This is a genomic window from Morganella sp. Je.2.23 (assembly GCF_051129855.1).
Taxonomy (GTDB): domain Bacteria; phylum Pseudomonadota; class Gammaproteobacteria; order Enterobacterales; family Enterobacteriaceae; genus Morganella; species Morganella sibonii.
Genome location: NZ_JBCPSQ010000006.1, coordinates 182,340 through 207,146, shown reverse-complemented (window position 1 = coordinate 207,146; position 24,807 = coordinate 182,340). Strand labels below are relative to the sequence as shown.

At 47.9% G+C, this 24,807-nt stretch carries 24 protein-coding genes; 15 read left to right on the top strand and 9 right to left on the bottom strand.

All coding sequences use genetic code 11. The features are described 5' to 3' along the window. Positions 1–4: 4 nt before the first annotated feature. From AAZR23_RS17465 to AAZR23_RS17450, 4 genes are all read left to right on the top strand, one after another. Positions 5–487 carry a fimbrial protein gene (locus AAZR23_RS17465; protein WP_434694048.1) on the top strand — a complete coding sequence of 161 codons (483 nt, stop codon included), beginning with the start codon at positions 5–7 and terminating at the stop codon, positions 485–487. After that, complete coding sequence (locus tag AAZR23_RS17460; protein ID WP_434694046.1) at positions 487–1,029, top strand: fimbrial protein; 543 nt, start codon at positions 487–489, stop codon at positions 1,027–1,029. Before AAZR23_RS17465 ends, AAZR23_RS17460 begins: the two co-directional genes overlap by 1 nt. A 7-nt stretch (positions 1,030–1,036) precedes the next feature. Further along, complete coding sequence (locus tag AAZR23_RS17455; protein ID WP_166708708.1) at positions 1,037–1,900, top strand: MrpH family fimbial adhesin; 864 nt, start codon at positions 1,037–1,039, stop codon at positions 1,898–1,900. Between the two features lie 99 nt (positions 1,901–1,999). Then, positions 2,000–2,902, top strand: coding sequence for a LysR family transcriptional regulator ArgP (locus tag AAZR23_RS17450; protein ID WP_046894329.1), 903 nt, complete (start codon positions 2,000–2,002; stop codon positions 2,900–2,902). 27 nt (positions 2,903–2,929) lie between these two features. Here the strand turns inward: AAZR23_RS17450 and fba are convergent, their stop codons facing one another. The 7 genes from fba to AAZR23_RS17415 form a co-directional block, all read right to left on the bottom strand. Next, positions 2,930–3,793, bottom strand: a complete 864-nt coding sequence (fba, locus tag AAZR23_RS17445) for a class II fructose-1,6-bisphosphate aldolase (RefSeq protein WP_004241136.1) — start codon at positions 3,791–3,793, stop codon at positions 2,930–2,932. 83 nt (positions 3,794–3,876) lie between these two features. Further along, positions 3,877–4,842, bottom strand: coding sequence for a carbohydrate kinase family protein (locus AAZR23_RS17440; protein ID WP_004234690.1), 966 nt, complete (start codon positions 4,840–4,842; stop codon positions 3,877–3,879). Positions 4,843–4,876: 34 nt separating this feature from the next. Then, positions 4,877–6,271, bottom strand: a complete 1,395-nt coding sequence (locus AAZR23_RS17435; RefSeq protein ID WP_046894328.1) for a PTS ascorbate transporter subunit IIC — start codon at positions 6,269–6,271, stop codon at positions 4,877–4,879. Between the two features lie 29 nt (positions 6,272–6,300). Next, complete coding sequence (locus AAZR23_RS17430) at positions 6,301–6,582, bottom strand: PTS sugar transporter subunit IIB (RefSeq protein ID WP_046894327.1); 282 nt, start codon at positions 6,580–6,582, stop codon at positions 6,301–6,303. Continuing rightward, positions 6,579–7,028 carry a PTS sugar transporter subunit IIA gene (locus tag AAZR23_RS17425; RefSeq protein WP_046894326.1) on the bottom strand — a complete coding sequence of 150 codons (450 nt, stop codon included), beginning with the start codon at positions 7,026–7,028 and terminating at the stop codon, positions 6,579–6,581. Before AAZR23_RS17425 ends, AAZR23_RS17430 begins: the two co-directional genes overlap by 4 nt. A gap of 411 nt (positions 7,029–7,439) precedes the next feature. Beyond that, the gene (locus AAZR23_RS17420; protein ID WP_054423896.1) at positions 7,440–8,540 is read right to left on the bottom strand and encodes an ABC transporter substrate-binding protein; all 1,101 of its coding nucleotides are present in this window, start codon (positions 8,538–8,540) and stop codon (positions 7,440–7,442) included. A 10-nt stretch (positions 8,541–8,550) separates the two neighbouring features. Beyond that, positions 8,551–10,764, bottom strand: a complete 2,214-nt coding sequence (locus AAZR23_RS17415; RefSeq protein WP_434694038.1) for a TonB-dependent siderophore receptor — start codon at positions 10,762–10,764, stop codon at positions 8,551–8,553. A 215-nt stretch (positions 10,765–10,979) separates the two neighbouring features. Here AAZR23_RS17415 and AAZR23_RS17410 point away from each other — a divergent pair, with 215 nt between their 5' ends. Beyond that, on the top strand, positions 10,980–11,885 hold the full coding sequence (locus tag AAZR23_RS17410) for a DMT family transporter (protein ID WP_434694036.1): 906 nt from the start codon (positions 10,980–10,982) through the stop codon (positions 11,883–11,885). Between the two features lie 46 nt (positions 11,886–11,931). On the opposite strand, the gene AAZR23_RS17405 is transcribed toward AAZR23_RS17410, so the two are convergent. Continuing rightward, a complete protein-coding gene (locus tag AAZR23_RS17405) occupies positions 11,932–13,191 on the bottom strand; it encodes a Zn-dependent hydrolase (RefSeq protein ID WP_434694033.1) in 1,260 nt (419 codons plus the stop codon). Between the two features lie 218 nt (positions 13,192–13,409). Between AAZR23_RS17405 and AAZR23_RS17400 the strand changes: the two genes are divergently transcribed. The 10 genes from AAZR23_RS17400 to AAZR23_RS17355 all read left to right on the top strand — a co-directional run bounded on the left by AAZR23_RS17400 (position 13,410) and on the right by AAZR23_RS17355 (position 23,968). Next, positions 13,410–14,531, top strand: coding sequence for a DNA cytosine methyltransferase (locus AAZR23_RS17400; protein ID WP_434694030.1), 1,122 nt, complete (start codon positions 13,410–13,412; stop codon positions 14,529–14,531). Positions 14,532–14,612: 81 nt separating this feature from the next. Then, the gene (locus tag AAZR23_RS17395) at positions 14,613–15,083 is read left to right on the top strand and encodes a very short patch repair endonuclease (RefSeq protein WP_434694028.1); all 471 of its coding nucleotides are present in this window, start codon (positions 14,613–14,615) and stop codon (positions 15,081–15,083) included. A gap of 6 nt (positions 15,084–15,089) precedes the next feature. After that, positions 15,090–15,788: a helix-turn-helix transcriptional regulator gene (locus AAZR23_RS17390; RefSeq protein ID WP_166708715.1), complete on the top strand. Its 699-nt coding sequence runs from the start codon at positions 15,090–15,092 to the stop codon at positions 15,786–15,788. 49 nt (positions 15,789–15,837) lie between these two features. Then, entirely contained in the window at positions 15,838–16,440 is a 603-nt protein-coding gene (locus AAZR23_RS17385) for a glutathione S-transferase family protein (protein WP_434694024.1), read from the top strand. Between the two features lie 130 nt (positions 16,441–16,570). Beyond that, positions 16,571–16,885 carry a DUF1471 domain-containing protein gene (locus AAZR23_RS17380; RefSeq protein WP_434694021.1) on the top strand — a complete coding sequence of 105 codons (315 nt, stop codon included), beginning with the start codon at positions 16,571–16,573 and terminating at the stop codon, positions 16,883–16,885. A gap of 909 nt (positions 16,886–17,794) precedes the next feature. Continuing rightward, positions 17,795–18,064 carry a helix-turn-helix domain-containing protein gene (locus tag AAZR23_RS17375; protein ID WP_107680596.1) on the top strand — a complete coding sequence of 90 codons (270 nt, stop codon included), beginning with the start codon at positions 17,795–17,797 and terminating at the stop codon, positions 18,062–18,064. A 152-nt stretch (positions 18,065–18,216) separates the two neighbouring features. Next, on the top strand, positions 18,217–21,087 hold the full coding sequence (locus AAZR23_RS17370; RefSeq protein WP_434694018.1) for an autotransporter outer membrane beta-barrel domain-containing protein: 2,871 nt from the start codon (positions 18,217–18,219) through the stop codon (positions 21,085–21,087). 513 nt (positions 21,088–21,600) lie between these two features. Next, on the top strand, positions 21,601–22,473 hold the full coding sequence (locus AAZR23_RS17365) for a phosphorothioated DNA-binding restriction endonuclease (RefSeq protein ID WP_434694015.1): 873 nt from the start codon (positions 21,601–21,603) through the stop codon (positions 22,471–22,473). A gap of 678 nt (positions 22,474–23,151) precedes the next feature. After that, positions 23,152–23,574: a hypothetical protein gene (locus AAZR23_RS17360; protein WP_434694013.1), complete on the top strand. Its 423-nt coding sequence runs from the start codon at positions 23,152–23,154 to the stop codon at positions 23,572–23,574. After that, positions 23,567–23,968, top strand: a complete 402-nt coding sequence (locus AAZR23_RS17355; RefSeq protein ID WP_434694011.1) for a DUF1240 domain-containing protein — start codon at positions 23,567–23,569, stop codon at positions 23,966–23,968. Before AAZR23_RS17360 ends, AAZR23_RS17355 begins: the two co-directional genes overlap by 8 nt. Before the next feature lie 117 nt (positions 23,969–24,085). On the opposite strand, the gene AAZR23_RS17350 is transcribed toward AAZR23_RS17355, so the two are convergent. Then, positions 24,086–24,565, bottom strand: coding sequence for an Hcp family type VI secretion system effector (locus AAZR23_RS17350; protein WP_434694009.1), 480 nt, complete (start codon positions 24,563–24,565; stop codon positions 24,086–24,088). Positions 24,566–24,807 lie beyond the last annotated feature (242 nt).

Below are 24,807 nucleotides of genomic sequence, written 5' to 3'. Positions count from 1 at the left end.
TGTGATGCGATTTTTCACCACTATGCTGCTTCTGGCCTGTATTCCGGGATACGCGTTTGCGGCATTACACAGCTCCGCGGATATCCGGATCTCCGGAAAACTGGTACCGCCGCCGCCCTGCAAAGTAAACAATAACGAGGAAATCCTGGTTGATTTTCAGCGTATCCAGATAAAAACACTGGAGAAATCCGATATCCGCAGAGAGGTGGATATTCCTTTTGTCTGTGAGCAGGAATCTGAGAATTTTAAATATTATCTCACCGTTGACGGGCCGCGGTCGCCGTTCAATAACAAACTGCTGAAAACCAACCGCAACAATCTGGGCTTTAATGTTGAGCTTGCCGGGGTAAAACTGGATTTGGGGAAAGCGCAACTGATTAACAACCGCCATCTGACATTTACCATTGTGCTGACTAAAAACCCGGACGGTAACGTCACGCCGGGCACTTTCAGCGGCACCGGTACAGTAACAATGGAGTATTTCTGATGAACCGGTTCTCTGCTTTCAGTCTGTTATTCAGCAGCGCTCTGGTATTCTCCGCCGCCTTTATCCCGGCAGGTCATGCCGCAGATAACCTGCGGGTGATCGGGGAGCTGTTTAACGATCCCTGTACATTATTACCGGAGAATAAAGATCTGCTGGTGGATTTCAGTGATGTTTCCCTGCCGGATCTGTATGAGGGGATTGAGGTGCGCAAATCCTTTTCCCTGATCCTGTCTGACTGTGATATTACCGATATGAACCGGTTTAAAATTAAATTCACCGGTACCGCACCCCCGGATATGCCGTCCTATCTGGCGCTTGATCCGTCCAGTGATGCCGGCGGATTTTCTGTCGGTATCCGGACAGATAATATTTCGCTGATCCCGCTGAATCAGTTTTCCAATGCGATTACCATTGCCGGAAACGGCGAAAATACCATTCGTTTTACGGCTTTTCTTCAGGTCGATCCGAAAGCAAAAGCCGGTAAAACGATTAAGTACGGTGCATTTAACGCCACCGCTTTTCTGACTATCGATTATTTCTGAGGCCGGTATGACAACGATTATCCGTTATATCAGTGTGCTGACTGCACTCATATTTTTCTCGCTGCCCGTCCGTGCAGACCTTTACAGTTATATTACCCGCTCAGAAGGAAAACCGACGAATATCGATTATTTCTACACTATTTCAGCCTGGACCCCGCCTCTGCGCGGCAGTGCCCACCCGTGTAAAGTCGCCGGGCTGTCCGGCAAATGCTATGCCAATATTAACCACCGGCATGTCAACGGCGACAAGGGCGGAATTGCAAGTCGTAATGACCAAACATTTAACCAGCGCTGCCGTAATATGGATTTAAATACCCTGCGCGATGGCTTTGATGTCTATAACTATATTTATAATAACTGCTTCGGCGGATTACCCTACAGCGGTACAACCAACCACGTCGGAACCGCAATCCGTAATGAGTGCGTCACTCTTTTTCTGACATCAACGCCCAATGGCGGCAGCGGTGATATGTATCCCGGCGCTATTTGTGGTGTTTCTCCGCCTCCCGGCGGAATATGCAGTTTTGACCTCGATCGCCCGGGCGCGGTTTTAAACCATCAGAAAGTGCCGGAAGATGCCATTAATGGTCACCAGGCGTCTGAGTATCTGACAATGAAGTGCAGTAAAGATACGACGGTCCGGATTTATTCCGTGACTGACTCAAGTGCCCGGCTGAAACTGAAAAACAACCTGTATACCCGGCTGACACTGAATAACTATCTGCTTGATGCCCGCAGCGGCGGCGCACCGATCTACGTCCGGGAGGGCTATCCGAACACCGCTCTGCTGAAAAGCACGCTTGAAACGACCGGCCCGGTAGAGCCCGGTTCATTCTTCGGCAATATATCCATTATTATGACCATCGACTGACCTCCGCTTACGCGCCGGTATTCCCGTACCGGCGCTTTTCCTCCTGCTGCCCTTTTCGTGTAGAATAGCCGTACTTTTCGCCATCACCGCAGGGCCGCCATGAAGAATGTCGATTATAAATCACTGAGATTGCTCGATCTTATTATCAAAGAACAGGGATTCGAAAAAGCCTCAGCGAAACTCTTTATTACACAATCGGCAGTTTCCCAGCGGGTAAAACAGCTGGAAAATCAGGTCGGCTCCCTGCTGCTGACACGCACCGTGCCGCCAAAACCGACTGAACTCGGCCAAAAACTGCTGGGTCTTCTTTATCATGTTGATTTAATTGAGCATGATGCCTTTGATAATGAAAGCGGTAACCATGTGGTGACCATCCCGATCTCCATCAACGCTGACTCCCTGGCGACCTGGTTTTTATCTGCTATCAAACCAATCCTGGATGACCGCGCCATTCGCCTGGATATTAAAGTGGATGATGAGAGCCGGACACTCGACTATCTGCTTAAAGGGGAAGCCGTCGGAGCTATCAGTATGCAGCCGCTGCCGGCTGTCGGCGGAACCTGTGATTATCTGGGGGCGATGGATTATATCTTTGTATCCAGCCCGGCTTTTGCGGAAAAATATTTCAGTAACGGGGTGACTAAAGAAGCCCTGCTGCGGGCACCGGTGGTGTCCTTTAACCATTCCTCAGATATGCACCATATCTTTTTGCAGGAGTATTTCCGTTTAACGCCGGGAAGCCTGAACAGCCATATCGTGCCGTCATCGGAAGCGTATATTCAGCTGGTACTGCAAAATTCCGCCTGCTGTATGATTGCGGAACATCAGATTAAACATGAGCTTGAATCCGGACGGATGATTAACCTGGTGCCGGAACTGGTACAGCAAAAACAGCTTTACTGGCACCGTTACCAGCCGGAATCAGGCACATTACAGCGGATTTCAGAGGCCATTATTACTAACGCCAAAGATTACCTGACCCAATCCCCGGTGACCGCCTGAACGGCGGCCACCACTGGATCTGACGGTTCAGAGAGACTGCCCGGCAGAGCCGAACAGACGCATCCGCTCTTCCACACGCTCTGCGACCGGCTGTAATCCTTTCATAATCACTTTGCGCGGGTCGTTAATATCATGCGCGCCCTGCTGCTCAAACTGTTCTTTCACTGACAAACACCACGCATACATATTTTCCGTATTGACGTTGATTTTTGCCGTACCGAGTGAAATCGCCTTCTTCATATCCTCATCTGAAATACCGGTACCGCCGTGCAGTACCAGCGGCACTTTCACCAGCTGCGCGATATGCTGCATTTCCGCAAAACCGAGCTTCGCTTTGCCTTTATACAGCCCGTGTGTCGAGCCGAGCGCCGCCGCCAGACAATCCACACCGGTTTCTTCCACCAGCTTCTGACACTCCGCCGGATCCGCATAAATTACGTGAGAGTTAACGATACCATCCTCACTGCCGGCAATCGTACCCAGTTCGGCTTCCACAGACACACCACGGCGGTGAGCATATGTCACCAGACGTTTGGTAATAGCCAGATTCTCGGCAAACGGCATATGTGAACCGTCGAACATCACTGAGCTGAAACCGGCTTTAATCGCTGCTTCACAGGCTTCGTAAGACTGGCCGTGATCCAGATGCAGTGCCACCGGTACATCTATTTCCAGAAACTCCATCGCATTCACCACAATATCGTGAATACATTTCAGTCCGAGCATATGTTTTATGGTCCCGCCGGAGACACCTAAAATAACCGGGGAACGCAGTTGCTGTGCAACTTTTAATACTGTTCCTGTCCACTCCAGGTTATTAATATTAAACTGGCCGACGGCGTACTGGCGTGCAAAGGCACGATTGAGCATATTCTCCATCGAAACTAACATCGGATTTCCCCTTGTTGGCGTATAACTGAAATTTAATTAAAAATCAGAATTTAATCGAAACCAGAATTAATCAAAAACCAGAATCAATCAAAATAGTGCTTCAGGTTTCTTTCGTATTTATTCACCGCATTATGAACATCTGCCAAATCCGGCATTGATTCGCGCACCCCTTTTTTCTCAATTGAGATCGCTGCTGACAGACTGGCAAATAAAATAATATTCTCGATATGCCAGTTATAATGAACCCCGTACGTAAATGCGCCGTGGAATATATCACCGGCACCGGTTGTATCAATCGCATTACAAATAAACGCCGGTGATATTGTCAGCATTCCGTTTTGCAGATACGCACAGCCTTTCTCACCCAGCGTAATAAATGCCTCACCCCTGGCCAGTTTATTCAGTTCTGTTAATGCTGTTTTCAACTGAATATCGGTGGTGAATTTATCAATCTCAATCAGGTCACGGGCAAAGTTTTCACTGGCGACCAGATAATCGGTATATTTCGCCAGATTTAAATTACTTTCCCGCAGGGACCCCGCGTCCATCACGACGCGGGCATCCGGCAGACGGGTCAGAATATATTCACTCAGCTCCGGTTCATGACCATCGATTAATACCGTGATGACTTCCCCTTTATCCTCCTGTGTCAGGCGGGTAATCAGCTCATCAATTTTCAGTTTCTCTTCGAATGTCATGCGCGGCGGTGAAACCAGTTTGCGCGTAATAATTGTCCGGGAACCATTTAACTGATTCACTAATACAGATGCCAGCGGTGTGATCATTTCATCGTTAAAAATGACGTAATCGGTATTCACACCCACATCATGAAACTCATCAATAATTTTCTGACCATAAATATCGTGGTTAAGGTGTCCGGTAAAATAAATATCCTCACCCCACAATCCCAGTAACCATGCTGCATTGGCACAGGGTCCGCCGCCGCTTTCAATAAAATCGCCGGAGAAATTTTTAGTATTCTCCTCCGGCCAGCGGTTAAGGAAGAAGAACTGGTCGAAGCAAGATAAACCGACAGAAATTACTGCCATAACAACTCCTTAAAGCCTTTCGTCAGTATCATGTTTACTTATGTGCGCGGTCTTTTTCCATTAACTCGTCATAGCTCAGGGTATCACCCACCACTTTGACTGATTTAAAGGCAAACGGCGCCAGTAATGCCAGAACCAGAACAAAACAAATCAGGTAAATCGCAATCTGACCGAAGTGGGTAAAGGCTTCCCCGATAACAATGCCCCATACCGCGAAGTCAAAGTCTGCGAAGGTACTGTTTTCGAAGCCCAGGTTACCCAGTGCCGGTAACAACATTGCCGGTAAGAAGGCCAGGAAAATACCGCCGATAAAGGATGCGATAATACAGCCTTTTTTGCCGCCCAGTTTGTCCGCAAAGACACCGGATGTACCGCCGCAGAAGAAGTGCGGCACCATACCCGGGATAATCAGCGCCATACCCAGACCGCCCAGCATCAGCATGCCGACAAGGCCGCCGATAAAGGAGCTGATAAAGCCGATGACCACCGCTGTCGGGCTGAAGGTAAAGAAGACTGCACAGTCAACCGCCGGAATTGAGTTCGGGATCAGTTTCTGGCTGATACCCTGGAACGCAGGTACGAGGTCACCCAGGATTAAGCGCACACCGCTGTAGACAATCGCCACACCCACCGCAAACTGCAAACCGGTCAGGATGGAGAAAATCACCATGTTCTGCTCTGTGATAGTGCTGATATAAGCGGAACCGGCAACGATGCTGCACACCAGATAAATCACCACCATCACAATACCGGTAGTTACCGTGGTATCGCGCAGGAAGCCCCATTTTTCAGAAATTTCAGTATCCGCAAATGAGTTTTCCGCTTTACCGGTTTTTGATGCAATCCAGGCTGACAGATAATAACCGAGGGAACCAAAGTGCCCCATGGCAATACCGCCGTCTTCCGTTACACGTTTGGTATAACGCTGTCCGATTGCCGGTGAAATAGCGGACCACGACCCCAGCAGGAAACCACCGATAATCACCATTTCCCAGCCTTTGAAATTCGCGGCCTGTAATACCGCCGAGAATAAGCAGGCTAAAAAGAAAGAGTGGTGACCGGTTAAAAAGATATATTTATATTTGGTGAAGCGGGCAATCGCCAGGTTGAAAATAAAGCCGAGTAATAAAATACTCATGGTTTCCACACCCAGTAATTTCTGGGCAACAGAAACAATCGCTTCGTTATTCGGAATAACACCCCGGATATTAAAACCGGCTTCAATAATACCGCCGAGCGGATTCAGGTTTGCCACAATAACACCGGCACCTGCACTCAGCATTAAATAACCGAGGATCGGTTTTAATGTCCCGGTTAATAATTTATTGACCGGTGACCGTAATGCCAGCAACCCCACCAGGGAGATAATCCCCATAAGAAAGGCAGGCTGACTGAATATCTCAGTCAGGAATGAGAGAATATAAGCCATAATTTAATTCCTGTAACAAGAATGAACTATCAGGATTGACTCAGTTTCAGTAAAGCATCTTTAATATCTTCCGCAATTTTGGCTTTATGCACATAACTGCGGATCACAGCCACTTCACACTGCGGCGGAAATTGTGATGCCAGCTCTTTAATCGTGACATACAGATCCGCTCTCTCACCGACGGCATTCGCAAAATCCACCGACGCCACATCGGCTTTTATGCCCATCTCCTCACAAATTTTTTTCACGTTATTGGCGGCCATTAATGAGCTGCCGATACCATTGCCGCACACAGTTCTTATTTTAATCATGCTGTCCTCTCTATCGACGTCCGGATAAATTGCAATATCTGTTCTTTGTTATTATCTTTTACAAACTCAGTAATATTGTTCTCAATCAGATCAGCCACGGTCTGAATCAGATGAATATGGGTATCTGAATCTGTCGCGCTGATAGCAATAATGACATTGACCGGATCAAACTCCTCATGATGAAACACCAGCGGTGTCCCGGTCACCACCACCGAAAACGCGGTTTTCAGTGCGCCTTTCTCCGGTCTTGCATGCGGCATCGCCACCCCGGTATCCAGTACAATCACCGGACCGAATTCATGATATACGCGGATCATTTCCTCAATATAATCAGGGGTACAGGCGCCTGATTTTTGCAGTAACTCACCGGCATAGCGGATGCCCTCTTCCGGAGACGTAAAATTCTGATTCAGGGATAACAGCCCGCTCTCAAAATGAATATCCAAAACCGAACTCCTGATGTGATTTTTTCTTATTTTAAAGATGGCCTATTTATCGCTAAATAAATAGCGACAAAGATCACATTCCGGTTTTAAGAATGTGAGGACGATCTCGTTTGCCTGAAATAACGCTTTATCGTGTAAAGCAAAAAATAATCCTGTTAATTCATGTAATTACTTTTTACCTGAAATATCTCTGTTTTGATTTCCCGGGCTGAATATGTGGCCTGAGTCATAGTTTTCCTGATGAAAATAAGATGTTCATCACACTTTTGGGGGTATTGAATCGTCACTTTGCGGGGCGGATCAAACTGAAGGGCGAAATTGATTTATTTTTAACCGGTGATAAAAAAACAGAAGCCCGGCAACGTTATTTTGTGCCGGGCTTCTGCGCTGTTTTTTCTGACTGACAGATAATTACTGCATCGTCACCCAGAACGTTCCTGCACCACTGATCGCCGTAAACCGCTGATGGAATGACATCATTTCTGCCTGCGGATTCAGGTCACGGAATGCCTGCGGATGGAAAAATGCAGCCAGTGCTTCAGCGGCGAAAATATTCAGCGGGCTGTTGTAGAAATTATGGTAAACCGCCATCACACGCCCGGATTTTACTGCCTCCAGTGAGGATAATCCCTGCCGGTTCATCAGCGCGATCATCTCTTTGTGCGCCGGTTCTGCCGGTGCGCCGTACCCGAGCGTGACCGCCTCTGAACGGCGGTTATACTGTTTCCAGTCCGCGCCGGTCAGCACATAGAACTGCGGGTTGAGATGCAGGATATTTTCAATGCTGCTTTCCGCACCGTTTGCCGGTATCGTGTCACGCACCAGGTTATCGCCACCCGCAATATCCGCCAGTTCCCCGAATCCGGTACGTCCGTATAAACGGCAGCAGTCATTGCCGAATATCCCCGCACTGCTTTCAATCAGCACGGATGGCTTTTGTTCCGGCAGGCGCTGACGCAGCGCGGCCAGCTTAGTCCGGTAATATTCCGAGAACTCCGCTGCCCGTCCTTCGGTTTCAAACAGCGCGCCGATAATCTGAATACTTTTCGGCGTGTTTTCTGTCATTTCACTGCGGAAATCGATAAAAATCACCGGAATACCCGCCGCTTCCAGTTGCGGCAGCAGATTCGAACTTTTCATCAGCCCGTAGGACGATTTATGCATCAGCACCGCATCCGGCGCCAACGTCAGCAGATTTTCTGTTGTAAATGTGCCGTCCTTGCTTTTCGGCAGAACCGGTAACCGCGCCAGTTCCGGCGCAGCGTCCAGATACGCCGCTTTCAGATCCGGGGCATAATGCGTCAGGGTATCACTCCACCCGCTGAGAGACGCAAAATGTGTTTTACCGGCGGCAATATCCACCGCCAGAATATCGCGGGCATCCGCAAGAAACAGCCGCTTAACCGGCGTGTTCACCGCCACGGACCGCCCCTGCAAATCAGTGATAATCTGCGTCTGAGCACGGGCTCCCGTGCTCAGCAGCAGTGTCATCATCAACAGGAATATACGCATAAAACGGGCCTCAGAATGTCACCAGATAATTCAGTGCGAATGTCCGCCCGCGCCCTTTATAGCTGTATAAGTCCGGCGCACCGTACGCCGGGCTGTACAGGATAGGTGCGCGCTGCCCCCACACGGTGGTGTAATCTTTATCCAGCAGGTTTTCGACCGCAAAGCTGACTTTACCCACCGGTAACTGATAGCTGCCGAGGAAATCGACGGTGTTATATCCGTCCAGTTTCTCTCCGTCCGCATCGGTCAGGCTGAAGGATTGCTGGCTTTGCAGACGCAGTGTCCAGTCCGACGGCTCCCATGCCACATACGCGGTAACTTTTGACGGGCTGGCAAACTTCACACTCCATTTTTCCCACTGATCGCCCGCTTTGGTCTCGGATTTGATCAGGTTGAAATTAGTCCCGACACGCCAGTCAGTATCTGCGATCGCGTAATCCGCCGCCCCTTCCACGCCGTAGATCCGGCGTTTGTCATCTTTCAGGAAGATAGTCATATCTTTCTTATTGATGTCGTAGCTGCTGTCAGACAGTGAATAGTACGCCGCCAGCTGAGTTTGCAGGCTGTCCCCGGTGTAACGCCAGCCCAGCTCGAAGGAATTGACTTTGATACCTTTTACCCGCGTATCATTGATATTCACACTGTTGAGCATCGGATAATGACCATTGACCGGCGAACCGTAAGTGCCGGTGCCGTAGAATTTGGCGATATCGGGAATTTCAAAGCCCTGGGAGAAATTAAACCAGGTCTGTTGTGTGTCAGTCAGATTGAGCAGCACCCCGGCATTAAATAACAGGTTGTTGTAATCCGTTTCCCCGCCCGGTACCGCATCCGCTGAAGTGGCTTTACCTTCGGCAATCAGCTGTTGCTGCTGATAACCGGTGAAATCATCCACTTTATTTTTCGTGTACTGATAACGCACACCGCCGCTCAGCGTCACCAGCGGGTTGATGTCATAACTGCTTTGCAGAAACGCCGCCATCGTGGTGGTAGTGTAGCCCGGATAACGCCCGGTGTTATAGGCGGAATCCAGTGTCAGTCCGTTACTTTCTTTGGCTTTTTGCAGATTAAAGAACTTCTGATTGGCACTGAATTTTTCATGCTCGGCATCCGCGCCGTAAGTCAGCGTCAGGTTATCCAGCGGCTTGCTGTTAAAAGTGACTTTACCGCCGTAGAAATCGGTTTTCTGCTCTGATGCACTGATACTGCTGACCACGTAATCCGGCTTTTTACCGCCCAGCGCCGGGAACGGATAGAAGGTCTGGGTTTCATCACGGTAATACGCCTGAGCCACCAGATCCTGCCCCAGCAGATCACTGTTGCTGTATTGCAGATTGACCATATGGCGTTTGGTGCCCGGAATACGGTCAGAATCCAGCTTATCACTGTTATGCGCGGTGCCTTTTCCTAAGACGGCCGCAAAATCTTTACCGAGATCGATCCCGTGTTTGCCGTCAGATTCACTGTTGTAATATTGCGCCATCAGTTCCAGCGACTGGTGATCATCAATCGTCAGTGTTCCGGAGCCCATCACATCCAGCCGATCAGAATACTGAAGTCCGGTCTGGGTGTTGTCGATCAGTACTTCGCGGCCTTTGCCGTCATACCAGCCGCCGTAACGCTGATAAGCCACGGATAAACGCCCGTAAGCCTGATCATTACCGCCGCTGACCGCCGCTGCTACGTTTTCATCATGATCCGAACCGTTGCGGAACCCGCTTTTACCGCCGATTTGAACCTCGGCCTGTTTTTCCGCCTGACCTTTTTTAGTCACGATATTAATCAGACCACCGCTGCTGCCGCCACCGTACAGAGAGGTCGCACCGGAAATTACTTCGATATGGTTGATATTGAACGGGTCAATAGAATCCAGCTGACGGCTGTCACTGCGTGATGAATTCAGGCGCACACCGTCCACCATCACAATCATTGAACGCCCGCGCATATTCATGCCGTAGTTTGTCCGGCCCTGGCCGCTGACACTCATCCCCGGGATCAGCTGCGCCAGGATATCTTTCAGCTCTTTGCCGCCTTCCGCCTGCTGCGCGATATCCGCATTATCAATGACCCAGGTGGTCTGGGCCATTTCAGCGACTGTCCGGTAGCTGCGCGAAGCAGAGACCACAATGGGTTCACCGGAATCAGTGGTGGCTGCGGCGAGGACTTCCGGCGTGATTAAAAGGGCCAGGCAGGGCGTCAGAAGACAAAGAGAGCGGATACGCATGTTATCTTTCCTGTAAGAATAAGAAGTTCAATATCACGCCGCTGATAATATTGACTGAGAATGATTATCACAAGCAGAAATATTAACCTCTTGCTTTTTAATATCTGATGTTCAGTGAGTGACTATTCACTGTGATATAGTTGAAGCGCATCCTGTCTGACAACAGGAACCTGATATCACTCTCTTAACTCACTGATTTTTAAATAAGGAATCCCATGCGACCTGCGGATTATCTGCGGCTTATCCTGCTGGCGGCCATCTGGGGTGCCAGCTTTCTTTTTATGCGGGTGGCCTCCCCGCAGTTCGGCGCGGTTAATACCGCCTTTCTGCGTGTCTTTTTTGGCTGTGCGGGGCTGCTGGTCATTCTCCTCGTGATGCGCCGCACTTTCCGGTTCGACGGAAAATTGAAACCGGCATTATTACTCGGTGTCATTAACTCCGGGATCCCCTTTTTTATGTACTGCCTCGCCGCACAGTGGCTCCCGGCGGGTTATTCTGCCATTCTCAACGCCACCACCCCGCTGATGGGCGCCCTGATCGGTTTTGCTTTCTTTGCCGAAACCCTGACCGCCCGCAAATGGCTGGGTGTGATGATGGGACTGGCCGGTATTGTGGTGATCACCACGGTCGGGGAAAGTCAGTCTTCCGCCCATCTGTTATGGGGCGTGACCGCCTGTCTGATTGCCACCGCCTGTTACGGGCTGGCAGGATTTCTGACACGGCGCTGGATCAGTGAAAAAGGCGGCCTGGATGCCCGGCTGGTCGCGTTCGGCAGTCAGCTCGGTGCCACCCTTTTTCTGCTGCCGTTTTTCGGTTTCAGTGTCACGACCGGCCCGGCGGTTAACTGGGCGCAGCCGCTGGTCTGGGGCAGTGTGATTGCAGTGGGGCTGCTCTGTACCGCCGTGGCGTATATTCTCTATTTCCGCCTGATTGCCGATATCGGCCCGATGCGCTCACTGACAGTGACCTTTATGATCCCGCCGTTCGGTATTTTGTGGGGTTATCTTGTGCTTGATGAGACACTCAGCCCGAATTTCTTCCTCGGCGCACTAATTGTCTGTGTGGCGGTCTGGCTGCTGGTCAGCCGGGGAAAACAGCCCGCACCGGCGCCCGTAAAATAATTTACCGGCGGTATCCGTCCGGATGCCGCCGTTTTTCCGGGATAACTTACACCGGCTCAGCCAGTCTCAGTATTACCGTATCCAGCAACACCTGTGCACCGCGGATCAGATCGGCATCTTCGGTATATTCAGCCGGGTTATGGCTGATACCGTTTTTACTCGGCACAAAAATCATCGCCGCCGGGGCTATCCGCGCAATCATCTGGGCATCATGTCCCGCTCCGGACGGCATACGACGATATGCGGTTCCGGCGGACTTTGCGGCCGTTTCCACACAACTGACCAGCGTTTTATCAAACACCACCGGCTGAAAACGTGCCAGCTGATGAGAAGAAACAGTTACTCCCTCCTGCTCTGATAACACCGCCAGATAACTGCGGATCTGCTCTTCCGCCCATTGCAGGCGTTCCTCATCCGGATCACGCATATCAATGGTGAACCTTGCCGACCCCGGGATCACGTTAATCGCATTTGGTTCAAAGGCAATCGTCCCCACCGTGGTTAATGTGGCACCATTTTTCTGTGAAATCCCCTCACGCAGAAAGGCGATCAGTTTCGCCGCTGCATATCCGGCATCATGGCGCAGCCGTGTCGGTGTGGTACCGGCGTGGTTTGCCGTGCCGGTGATAGTGATTTCCTGCCATGAGATACCCTGTAAACTCTCCACCACACCGATCTGTAATCCTTCCGCTTCCAGTACCGGCCCCTGCTCAATATGCAGTTCCAGATATTCATGCGGCACGATACTGCCCGGCACCATACTTCCCGCATAACCGGCGCGTTCCAGTTCATCGCGCAATACAGCCCCGTCAGTGGCGACTGCATTCAGCGCATCCTCCAGCGGATAACCGCCTGCATACACCAGCGAGCCCATCATATCCGGATGAAAACGCACACCCTCTTCGTTGGTGAACGCTGCCACGGTAATCGGACGGGACGGCAGCACACCTGCTTCACGGAAGGCGCGGACAACCGCCAGACCGCTGAGTACCCCGTAGCAGCCATCCAGCGCCCCGGCGTTAATCACTGTATCGATATGCGACCCTATCATCAGCGGCGCAGTATCACTGTTTCCGGAAACAGACGGCAGCGTACCGAAAATATTCCCGATCTGATCGATGCGGATCACTAAATCCAGTGCTTTCATCCAGCTGACCACCAGGTCACGCCCCTGCTTTTCCGCATCAGTCAGCGCCGTCCGCGTCCGCCCGCCTTTTACCGGGTCCGCCCCGGTATTCCCCAGTTCCTGCAAATGATTCAGTAAGGTCTTTCCGTCTATCTTCAGTACATCGGATTTGTGATTCATGATCACCTCATTATTGTTATTGTGGCTGTATGGTTATTAATTATGCTGCAAAATCATCCTACCGGTGATAGTCACTGCCTGTTATGCAAAAACAGCATAGGGTATGAAACAGAAAAATACTGCCGCTGCCACGGTTTCCCGGAGCCCCGGGCAGTGATATAGTGCCGGGATAAAACCGGCGCACTGCCCGGCGGCTGTTTACCGAACCGGAGATGATTTTGAAAAAACACCCAGAGGACGCCCCTTTCCGGCAGTCACCTGCTGATCATTGCAGATTCACGTTTATCGATCTTTTCGCCGGTATCGGCGGGATCCGCCTGCCGTTTCAGAAACAGGGCGGACGCTGTGTTTTCACCTCTGAGTGGGATAAATTCGCCCAGCGCACCTATTTTGCCAATTTCGGGGAGATGCCTGACGGCGATATCACCCGGATCGCAGCCAGAGACATTCCGGATCACGATATTCTTCTCGGCGGTTTCCCGTGCCAGGCATTTTCACAGGCCGGGTCACGTCAGGGGTTCAACGATACCCGCGGTACCATGTTCTTTGAAGTTCAGCGCATCATGACGGAGAAACGTCCGAAAGCGTTTCTGCTGGAAAACGTCAAGCAGCTGCGCGGTCATGACGGCGGCCGGACATTACAGACCATCCTCGATATTCTGCGTGGTGAGTACGAACAGACGGTGCCGGATAATATTCCGCTGAGTGACGAGACACGCAGCGCGCTGTCGGAAAAACTGAACTACTGGGTTGATTTCCGCGTGCTGCGTGCCGCCGATTTTGGTATTCCGCAGAACCGTGAACGTATTTTTATTATCGGTTTTGATCGTGACCAGTTTCCGGATGCGGATTTTGATACCTTATTTTCCTGGCCGGAACCGACTTATCAGCCCACCCGCCTCGGCGATATTCTTCAGAGCAAAAAAGCACTGGCAGAAGATGCGGTGCGCTATAAAAAAGATCGTTTTACTATCTCCGATAAATTATGGGCCGGCCATCAGAAACGCAAAAGAGAACATAAAGCCAGAGGTAACGGCTTCGGATATTGCCTGTTTGATAAAAACAGCGAATATACCAATACCCTGAGCGCCCGCTATTATAAAGACGGCTCGGAGATCCTGATTGACCAGTCGCGGGAGGGTAAAAATCCGCGCAAACTCACCCCGCGTGAATGTGCCGGTTTGCAGGGATTTCCGGAAAATTATATTACTGATGCGGTGTCACAGGGGCAGATCTATAAACAGTTCGGCAACTCCGTCTGTATGACTGTTGTGGAGGCTATCGCTGAAAAACTCACGGCTGCATTAGTACAGGCCGGTGCATTACCGCCGGAAAAATAATCTTCCGGTGGTGTGCCGCATATTTTCCCGGCTAAATAAGGTACTCTTGGCTTATTCCTGAAATCAGCGGCAGAAAATCCGATGGATGTACATGACCAAGAAACCCGCTCCCGGAATATGCGCGCCATCCGCAACCGGGATACCAAACCGGAACATCATGTCAGAAAGCTGTTACACCATAACGGCTTCCGTTTCCGGTTATATCCGGCAGACCTGCCGGGAAAACCCGATATATGGATGGCAAAATGGCGGACAGCGATCTTTATTCACGGCTGTTTCTGGCATATGCACGATTGTGAAAAATTCCGTCTCCCCGCCACCCGGACAGAGTTCTGGCAAAAAAAATTATCAGAGAATAAAAACCGTGATAAAAAATACAGTGCAGAACTGCATCGTATGGGATTACGGACATTAATTATCTGGGAATGTGCACTGACCGGAAAAACAAAATTGTCTGACCCGATGCTGCTGACATTAATAAAAACCTGGCTGATGAGCAGTGCCATTTCAGGCAGTATTACGGACTCCGGATTAACCATCGCGCCAGGCTGATACCTTATGACACGCACCCAACGCTTACTTACCTTATTACAGATCCTGAAAGAGAACCGTTATCCGGTCACGGCGGATTCCCTCGCTTCGCAATTACACATCAGTGTGCGTTCCGTTTACCGGGATATTGAAACCCTGCGCTGCCAGGGAGCAGAAATTACCGGTGAAGCCGGTCTCGGTTATCAGATGAAATCCGGATTACTGCTGCCGCCGATGATATTTGATGTCAATGAACTGGAAGCCTTAATTCTCGGATTGCGCTGGGTACAAAGTAATGCAGATGATGAACTGAAAGCCTCCGCTGCCCGCGCGGCAAATAAAATTAATGCTGTGGTAAAAAATGAATCCCGCGCTGCTTTCAGCGACAGCACATTATTTGTTCCCGCCTCACAACTGACGCAGGTTGATAATAATATCGCCGGGGACTTACGCCGCAGTCTGCGGGAAGAGCTGAAAATTAAGCTGCATTATCAGGATAAAGAGGAACAAACCAGCCACCGGATTATCTGGCCGGTTGCCATCGGCTATATGAAAGAGGTGCAGGTTCTCGCCGCCTGGTGTGAATTACGGCAAAGTTACCGGCATTTCCGGCTCGATCGGATCAAATCCTGTGAAGTTTTAACCGACAAACTGCCGTACCCGAAAAAATACCTGCTCGACCGCTGGCGCAAAGAAGTCCTCTGCATCCCTCCTGACAGATTCTGACACTCCCCCCGCTTATGATGATGCTCAACACACTAAACAGGAGAACATCATGAGCGGACTGACACTTTATACCAATGCAATGTCACGCGGGAATACCGTTGATTTATTTCTGAAAATTCTGGATGTACCGTATCAGCGCATTGAGCTGGATTATGGTGCCGATATGCATACCCCGGACTATCTGGCCATCAACCCGATGGGCAAAGTCCCCGCATTAACCGACGGCGACCATATTATTACTGAAACAGCCGCTATCTGCATGTATCTTGCCGATAAATTTATTGAAAAAGGCTTCGCACCGGCGATTGATGCTCCGGAACGTGGCACCTATTACCGCTGGTTTCTGTTCACCGCCGGTCCGGTTGAAGCGGCCTTCACCGCCAAAGAGATGGGCCAGATACTGACAGAAGAAGAACAGAAAATGTCAGGGTTCGGCTCCTTTGACCGCGTAATGGCCTGCCTGGAAACCGGCCTGGCTGATGCTGCTCCGTATCTATGCGGCAATACCATGACTGCCGTTGATGTGTATACCGGCTATTTCCTGATGTTCCTGGCCAAACATGACTTAATTACTATTTCTCCGGTGATGAAAAGGTATTTAGACAGCCTGACGTTAAATCCGGTATTTGCCGCTGCCTTCTCAGAAGAATAACAGCAGCACACCTGTTATACGGCGGATGCAAAAATACAGTATCCGCCATTTCTGCACTTTCTTTTACCGTTTATCCGCAGTACAGTTTCCTCAGTAATATAATTCTGACAACAATCCGGCAGAGGAAATAATGATAAAAAACACACTGAAAATAATCACATTCACGGGTCTGTTTTTTATTTCCGCTTCCGGTTTTGCACAAACGGTTACCGCCTGGGGAGATACGTTATCTGATGCAGAAGCCAAAATAGCCCGCCAGGCAGAAAAAGCCGGTGCCGGATATCAGATAACCAGTGCCAGAGTCGGCTGGGTTACATATGTTACGGCAACGCTGATGCCATTACCGGAAAATACACATAATACTTCTCCGGCAGAAAAACAAACGCAGAAAGATGAATTACCACAAACGGAAAATACCCATAGCCACTGGCTGACAGAAAAGTAAATATATAAAAATATATTCCTGACATGATATCAACAGACAGTTCCAACTCCTGTTAAAAAAACATCTCTGAAAATAAGAAAAGTTTTATATTACCGGTATCACCGACATACTGCCACCACACCACTATTATTATAGCCCTCTGCAAAAAACACATTTAAACCCCATAGAAAATACAATAAAAACAATATCCTGGTATCATTTATTTTCCGCTGAAAACAGACTTTACCAGCAGAATAAATACCGCATTAAATAGGACTTTCACCCCCTGAAAGGCATAAGAAGCGGGATTTTGTACCGTTATGGTGAAGAATGTTGTCAATCGATATATAAAAAGCCAATGACACCAGAAAAAACACGACATATGCGAAACAACAGATAAATGATCTGACAAATCAAAAAAGAAAAGTGTAAGCATTTGTGTGAAAACTATCACACTTTGCCGGACGCGATCCGGAAAACCCGAACCGTGGTTTTGTCTCCTTTTCGTTTCACGATAAATCCACAAAATAAAAGTAACCTATTAAATTAAATACAAAAAACTTAAAATAAAAAACATAAATCAGAGATATTTACTTACTCAGCCAATATGTAAAAGATCGCTAAAACCGATCAATAATCAATTGGTGATAGTTTTTATCTATCATAAGTGAAGTATCGATCGTTAATAACAATTTTTTATGTTTTCACATGTCTTGTATATTTCATTACCAGATGGTAATTATTTATACGCAGCAGACGGGTAACTGCAATTAATATTATTACATCCGGATTTGTAATAATTTATTACAGGATATTGCGATTTTTGTTTTTGCGTTAATTAATATTGCTCCCTGCTGAATCAGCACCGCTGTCATATAAGTAAACACATCACACCTGAATCCTGTTATGGCCCGGTGAGTGGAATCTATTATGAAAAATAATCAGATATTACTGCATGATGTAGGCGCACTGATCCGAAAGTTACGTAAAGAAAAAAGAATGAGCGGCGTTGATCTCGGCGCGGAACTGGGAATCAGCCAGCAACAGATCTCACGCTATGAAAATGCCACGAGTGAAATATCGGTATCAACACTCATTAATATACTTGCTGTATTTAATATAACACCTGCTGAATTTTTTACCCGTATATCTGATACGGAGCATGACTTTTTCAGCAAATACACCACCGGGAACTGGTAAATACCAGCCAATTAGTCCGTTAATTATTGTTGTTATGCATCAGGAAGATACATCCTGTCCTTCGCCTGACATCAATAATAATGATAATAAAAATATCTTATTTACATAATTTTTATCTGTTTTTAGAAAATAAAAATTATGAAAGGAATGCTATGAATATTAACCTGTTTATCAGGGGATATCCGCGATCCCCTCATTCTGAATTTACCGCCCTTTCGCTCAGAGGCTGGTTAGCCGCTGCCGGGCTTCTCAGCCTGAGTACGGCGGTCTGTTTACAGACAGCGCAGGCTGCGGATATCGGCAGCCAGAGCGGCACCAATATTACGGTTAACGATGGTGACCTGATCACCGGTGATACCGGGGATGCATCCGGAAACCGCTATGGTGTTCTGAACTCCTATAACAATGCATCGGGAACCATTAATCTCGGCAATAACGTGACTGTTAATGTGACAGATACGGACAAATACGCCAAAGGCGTGGTTATCCAGGGTAATAACAGCATATTAAATGCCAATGGCTTATCCGTGAACGTAACCGGTAAAAGTGCCATCGGTGTTGACCTGTCCGGTAAAAAAGCAGAAGCCAATCTGGGAACCGGCAGCAGCGTAAAAGTGGAAGGAACCGCTAATGGTATGGCCAGCGGCGTGGTTGTCAGTAATGCCTCTGTTCTGACTGCCGATCGCCTCTCTATTGAAACCAAAGGTAACAGCGGCACAGGCCTGTCCATCGCAGACTACGGCAGTAAAGTCAATCTGGGCAGAGGCAGTACAATTAAAACCAACGGCAGCGGAAGCTATGGTATCCGTATCGACGGCCTGAACGGCACAGCATCCAATGGCCCCGCCTATTTTACTGCCACCAACCTGACTATCGATGCACAGGGTTCAAATGCATACGGCATGAATATCCAGAGAAACTCCATTGTTGATCTGGGTACCGGCAGCAAAATTATGACCAACGGCGATAACGCCCACGGTATCTGGAGCTTTGGTGATATCAAAGCAGATGCCCTGACAATGATCGCCCGCGGAAGCAATGCCAACGCGCTGGAAGTACGCGGCGGAACCGCCAATATCGGTGCCGGCAGCCATATGTATTCTGAACTGGGCGGTGGTCTGGTCACCAACGGCTCAGGTACGACCATCAACTTTACCGGTACGGCGGATAACCGTAATACCATTTTCTCCGGAGGCTCTTACGGTGCGTCAGCACAGTTTTCCGGTGCTAAAATCAACCTGAAAAACACCGATATTACCGTTGATCGTAACGGAAGCCTGGCGCTGGGATTATGGGCACTGGGCGGCGGCGTCATGACCGGTGAAAATATCACGGTAACAGGTGCCGCCGGAACGCGTGGTGTCTATGCCATGACCAACAGTCAGATTGATCTGACCGGCGACCTGACCATTAACATGGCAACCGCGGATCAGATAGCGATCGCCACTCAGCACAATGACGGCTATGCCGCCAGCCGGATTAATGCAACAGGCAAAATGCTGATCAACGGCGGTATTCAGTCACGGGGCGGGCTGATCAATGTGGATATGGCTTCCGGCTCACAGTGGACCGGGAACGCCTACAGCGATAACGTCAACGGCGGCCTGCTGAATGTCACTATGGACAACAGCCGCTGGAATGTCACAGATGATTCCAATCTGGATAATCTGATACTGAATAATACCGCTGTCGACTTATCGCACAGATTGTCCGATACCGGTTACTCAACACTGAGTATCGCCAACCTCAGCGGCAACGGCGCATTCACACTGCGTACCGATATTGTCGGTGACGGCGATGGTGTCAACAACGCCGGTGACAAACTGGTGGTAACCGGCACCAGTGCCGGTGATTATTCATTAACAGTGTTAAACCGCGGCAGCCTGGCAACAACCGGTAATGAGATTCTGACCGTTGTGGAAACCGCAGACGGCGCAGCGAATTTTACGTCAACGTCTGAAGTCGAGTTAGGCGGTTATCTGTATGACGTGCGCAAGAACGGTAATAACTGGGAACTGTACTCATCAGGTGCTTATGTCCCGCCACCGGTAGTCCCGGACCCCGATCCTGAACCAGAACCAGAGCCGGAACCGGAAAAACCAAAACCACCGATCACCACCACAGCGGATGCAGGCGGTAACTTCCTGAACGTGGGATATCTGATCAACTACGCAGAGACTCAGACACTGATGCAGCGTATGGGCGACCTGCGTCAGAACGGCGGAGATAATAATGCATGGCTGAGAGGCTTCGGCGGTAAATTCAATTCCTTTGCCGGCGGTAAAATGAGCGGATTCGACATGACCTACGGCGGTACACAGCTGGGCTTTGATAAACGTATCTCACCGGATACACCGCTGTATATCGGTACCTTTGCGGGCTTAACACAAGGGTCACCGGACTATCGCGGCGGGGACGGCACTGTCCGCTCATACCATCTGGGGCTTTACACCACTTACATGGCGGATAACGGTTTCTATGTTGATGGTATTGCCAAGGTCTCCAGGCTGAAAAATAAATTCAGTGTATCGGACAGCCAGAACAATAATGTCAGCGGCGACGGCAGCTCAACAGGCGTCAGTGTGTCCGCGGAAGCAGGCCGGAAATTCAGCCTGAGCCAGACCGGTAATGGTTTCTATATCGAACCACAGGCGCAGCTGACTTACAGCCATCAGGACTCAACCGGTATTCACGCCAGTAATGGCCTGAAAATCGACCTCGGCAGCTATGATTCCACCATCGGACGCGCCGGTACACTGATCGGCTATGAAACCACCACAGGTGACAGCCAGATCAACGTTTACCTGAAAACCGGTTTTGTCAGAGAGTTTCAGGGCAACACGGACTATAAACTGAATGGCTCCCGTGAAGCACACAGCTTCAAAGGAAACTGGTGGAACAACGGACTGGGTATCAGCGCCAATATCAGCAAAAAACATACCCTGTATGCAGAGGCTGACAGCTCAACAGGCAACCGGTTTGATCAGTACCAGATTAACGGCGGATACCGTTTCAGCTTTTAATCTGTGAGGTGCTGTAAGTAAAAGGACGAAGAGGGATCTTCGTCTTTTTTGTTTTCAGGGAAGTCTGGTTTACAGCAGATATCAATGCGGTAAATATAATCAATATTCTATTGAAATTATTATTATTTTCGTAACAGTGAACGCTTTGAATACATTGAAAAATTTCAATTTTTGAGTATGTTAAGGATGACAACGGAATAATAATCATCCGGGAGAAATTATATTGGCCGATACTATTTTTTCTGTATACAAACACATTGATATCTCAGTGATTTTTATCGCCTCCCTGTTCATCCTCTGGCTTTCATCCATCTCATCCGACCGGCTTTTACGTATTATATTGTTTCTGTTATCACTCCTGTTAATAACACCCTATATTCTTATGGCTGCTTACATATCGCTTATAATGTCGGTGAGTTTGATGTTTGTGCATGTGTGAATGTAGCATTGAAATGCTCCGGTTTTACGAGCATGATCGCAGTTATATAAATTAGTTACCCGGTTCATTCCCTTATGATATCTATTGAAACGTTGCAATCCGCCATCGCCAACGTGTCGGTATGGCGCCAGGGTGACGTATGCGCCCCACATAAGCCGTTACTGCTGTTGTATGTACTTTCTCAGTATAAGGCGGGCCATCCTCGTTTGTTTAATTATGGCCGGGAAATCCACGAACCACTGACCCGCCTGCTGAGAGAGTTTGGCCCCAAGAGACGCACTGATTATCCTAATATGCCTTTCTGGCGGCTCAGGGGAGATGGCTTCTGGGAAATCACCAATGCAGAAGGTTGCAAACCCCGCAGAGGTAACACACAGCCGACAAAAAAAGAGTTGATCGATAATCACGTATCCGGTGGCTTTGATGAGGCCGCTTACCGGCAATTACGTGAACATCCGGAATTAATTGATAAACTGGCCCAGCAGATTCTGACAAACCGTTTTCCGGAAAGTGTTCAGCGGATACTTGCCAACCAACTTGGCCTGGATTTTGTTGACCGGACAAAAAACCGCGACCCGCATTTCAGAGACATCATACTGCGGGCTTATCACTCCCGATGCGCTTTCTGCGGTTATGACCTCCGCCTGGATGGTGCGCTGGTGGGTATTGAAGCCGCGCATATTCACTGGAAAGCCTACGGCGGCCCGTGTGTGGTACACAATGGCCTGGCGTTATGCTCTCTTCACCACGATGCGTTTGATATGGGCGCATTCGGATTAGATGAGAATCTGACTATCCGCATCTCCGCCGGTGTCAGCCGCAGCCCTGTCGTCGACAACCTGTTTTGGCAGCGAAACGGACAGTTATTGTATCTTCCGCATGATGAATCCTTATGGCCGGCAGAAAAATACATCGGTTGGCATCGTAAGCAGGTGTTTAAGGTGTGAGGAAATAATATTACCGCTGCAGTGACTGACACGACTATAGGGGGTACTTACTATTCATTAATCTATTTATTTCATATATAACATAATTATCTCGTCGATATTTAAAAAACAAAAACAATTCCATTCTTAATCGATTGATTACATTAAAAATATTGAGTTAGAAATAGTCTTTCAGCCATTTCTTCGGATTACCGACGTATTCAGAATTGCATATCAATGAAAACTTTATTACCCTAACCCAAATTAATCTCAGAGGGTGTTGAAATGGGGTACATTTACGAAACGAATGTAATTGATTGAGATAAAGCTAATGCATATATCAATTACAGCCAAATCAAAAGAATACTCGATGAGACAGAAGATGATGATAACGTTGCGGCAGTAATTACTATTGAAGAAGCTGAGTATGTTTTAAAAAATCAAATCACACCGACCCCTTTCACATCCCCTGAAGATACATTATTTGGTATTGGTGATTTTATTTCAAATTATTCCGGAAACCTGTATGAGGCACACAGGGTTACAAGAATAATAAATGAGTTCAGGAATTTCAATATAACAGCAATTGAGTATACCGGACCGAATGGTAATACTTATATTCGGTTATCAGGACACCCTGGTGTAAGAGCCTATCTGAATGCAACCCGATATTTGGCTGATAATCCCCGCATTTTATACATGGGCGTAGGCACTCAGGGAATGGGGGCAGTCTCAGCGGGAGCAACCCGGTTTGCGATCGTGTTTTCATTAGCTTACCGGGTGGTTGAATTGATATTCAAAGAAGAATATACCCTGGTTGATTTTTTTGTTAATGTCACAATGGATATGGCAAAATTAGCTGTTGCTACTCAGGTAACAACCTTAGTAACCGGAAGTATTGTAACAGGGGCATTAGCAGCCGGGGTCAGTGTTATCGCTGTCGCGGTTGGCGTATTTGTTGTTGGTGCACTGATTGCCTACGCTCTCTATAAACTCGATGATGAATACGGAATCAGTGAAGCAATCATTAAAGCATTAAAATCTCACAGACCGCCAAAACCTGAAACACCTTACCATCCGGATCAATTTTTTACGTTGTTAGGGAGATATAGTCGTGGTTAAAACAGCCCCTGTTAAATTACTTTTTTCATCTGTATTTTTACTTCTTTTGGCTAGCTATGGCATATACGTATCAATAACTCATTATCTTGATTATTTTTTGATGAAGGATAAAATAGAGTTCTCATTCCTGACCGGAATGTTTGGCTTTGGTTCTCCCCTTATTATTTACTTCGCATATTTCGGATTTATTTTATCCCGCAATATAAAACCAACAAAAAAAACAATATCCACCGCAAAATACCTGGCGGGAATAGCGATAGCCGGTATGGTTTTTAGTTTATTTTTTTCAGGTTATATAAATGTAAACTTAACCTCAAAAGGCTATCTTACCTGTGATAAAAAATCCATATTCTCTCCAAATGAATATGTTATCTCAAAAAGCATGTGTAGATAAACTATATATTTTGCTATTAACTATCTGATGATAATTGCTGTTCTCACCAGATAGTCAATACGTTTCATCAAGTACACTAACGAAAAATGAACATTGTAAAAACAGGCAGGCGTGTATTTACCTGATCATATCACTGTTAATACTGTACCCGGATGTACTACCCTTTAAATGATTCCTCGAGATAGATACAAATTTCATTTGGATACGCTGATATGGCATTGATTCGTTATTATTAATTGAATCCGGATATATTTCAGATACTTCAGTCAGTGACACTTCGGTGAGTTTAATCTCATAATAACTTTCAAGCTGACCATGCTGGCTCGTTCTGTAGAATATGAATTTAGCTTCTAAAATCTCATTAGTATCCAGAGCAGCAGAAAGTAAAGGTGATGATTTATCTATCGGTTTAGTAAATGTAATTGGCTGATAAGAGGCATTTTGTGTACGAAACGAACCATTCGTTAAGCTAAGTACCTGAATTTCATCCTCATGACCAATTTGGTGACGATTCCCTATAGAATCAACAGATGAACATCCCGCAGAAATCAACCCCTGACTCTTACCTCTTAAAACCAAATAAACAGGATATGCCATAAAAAAAGTCCTTTAATATGAAAAATACCACCACGTTATCCAAAATTATTATTACGACTACATAATAACATCACTTCTTGCTCTGAAAAACAGATCATCTTATCTTCATAAGTTGTTTTGAAATTTTTCATACATCCCCCTCAAATTTAAATCACCCGATCTACTCCTTAAACCGTTTAAAGCCAAAATACAATTACTGATACGAATTATTAGCAACCTTATTCCGGATATTTTAAGGATGC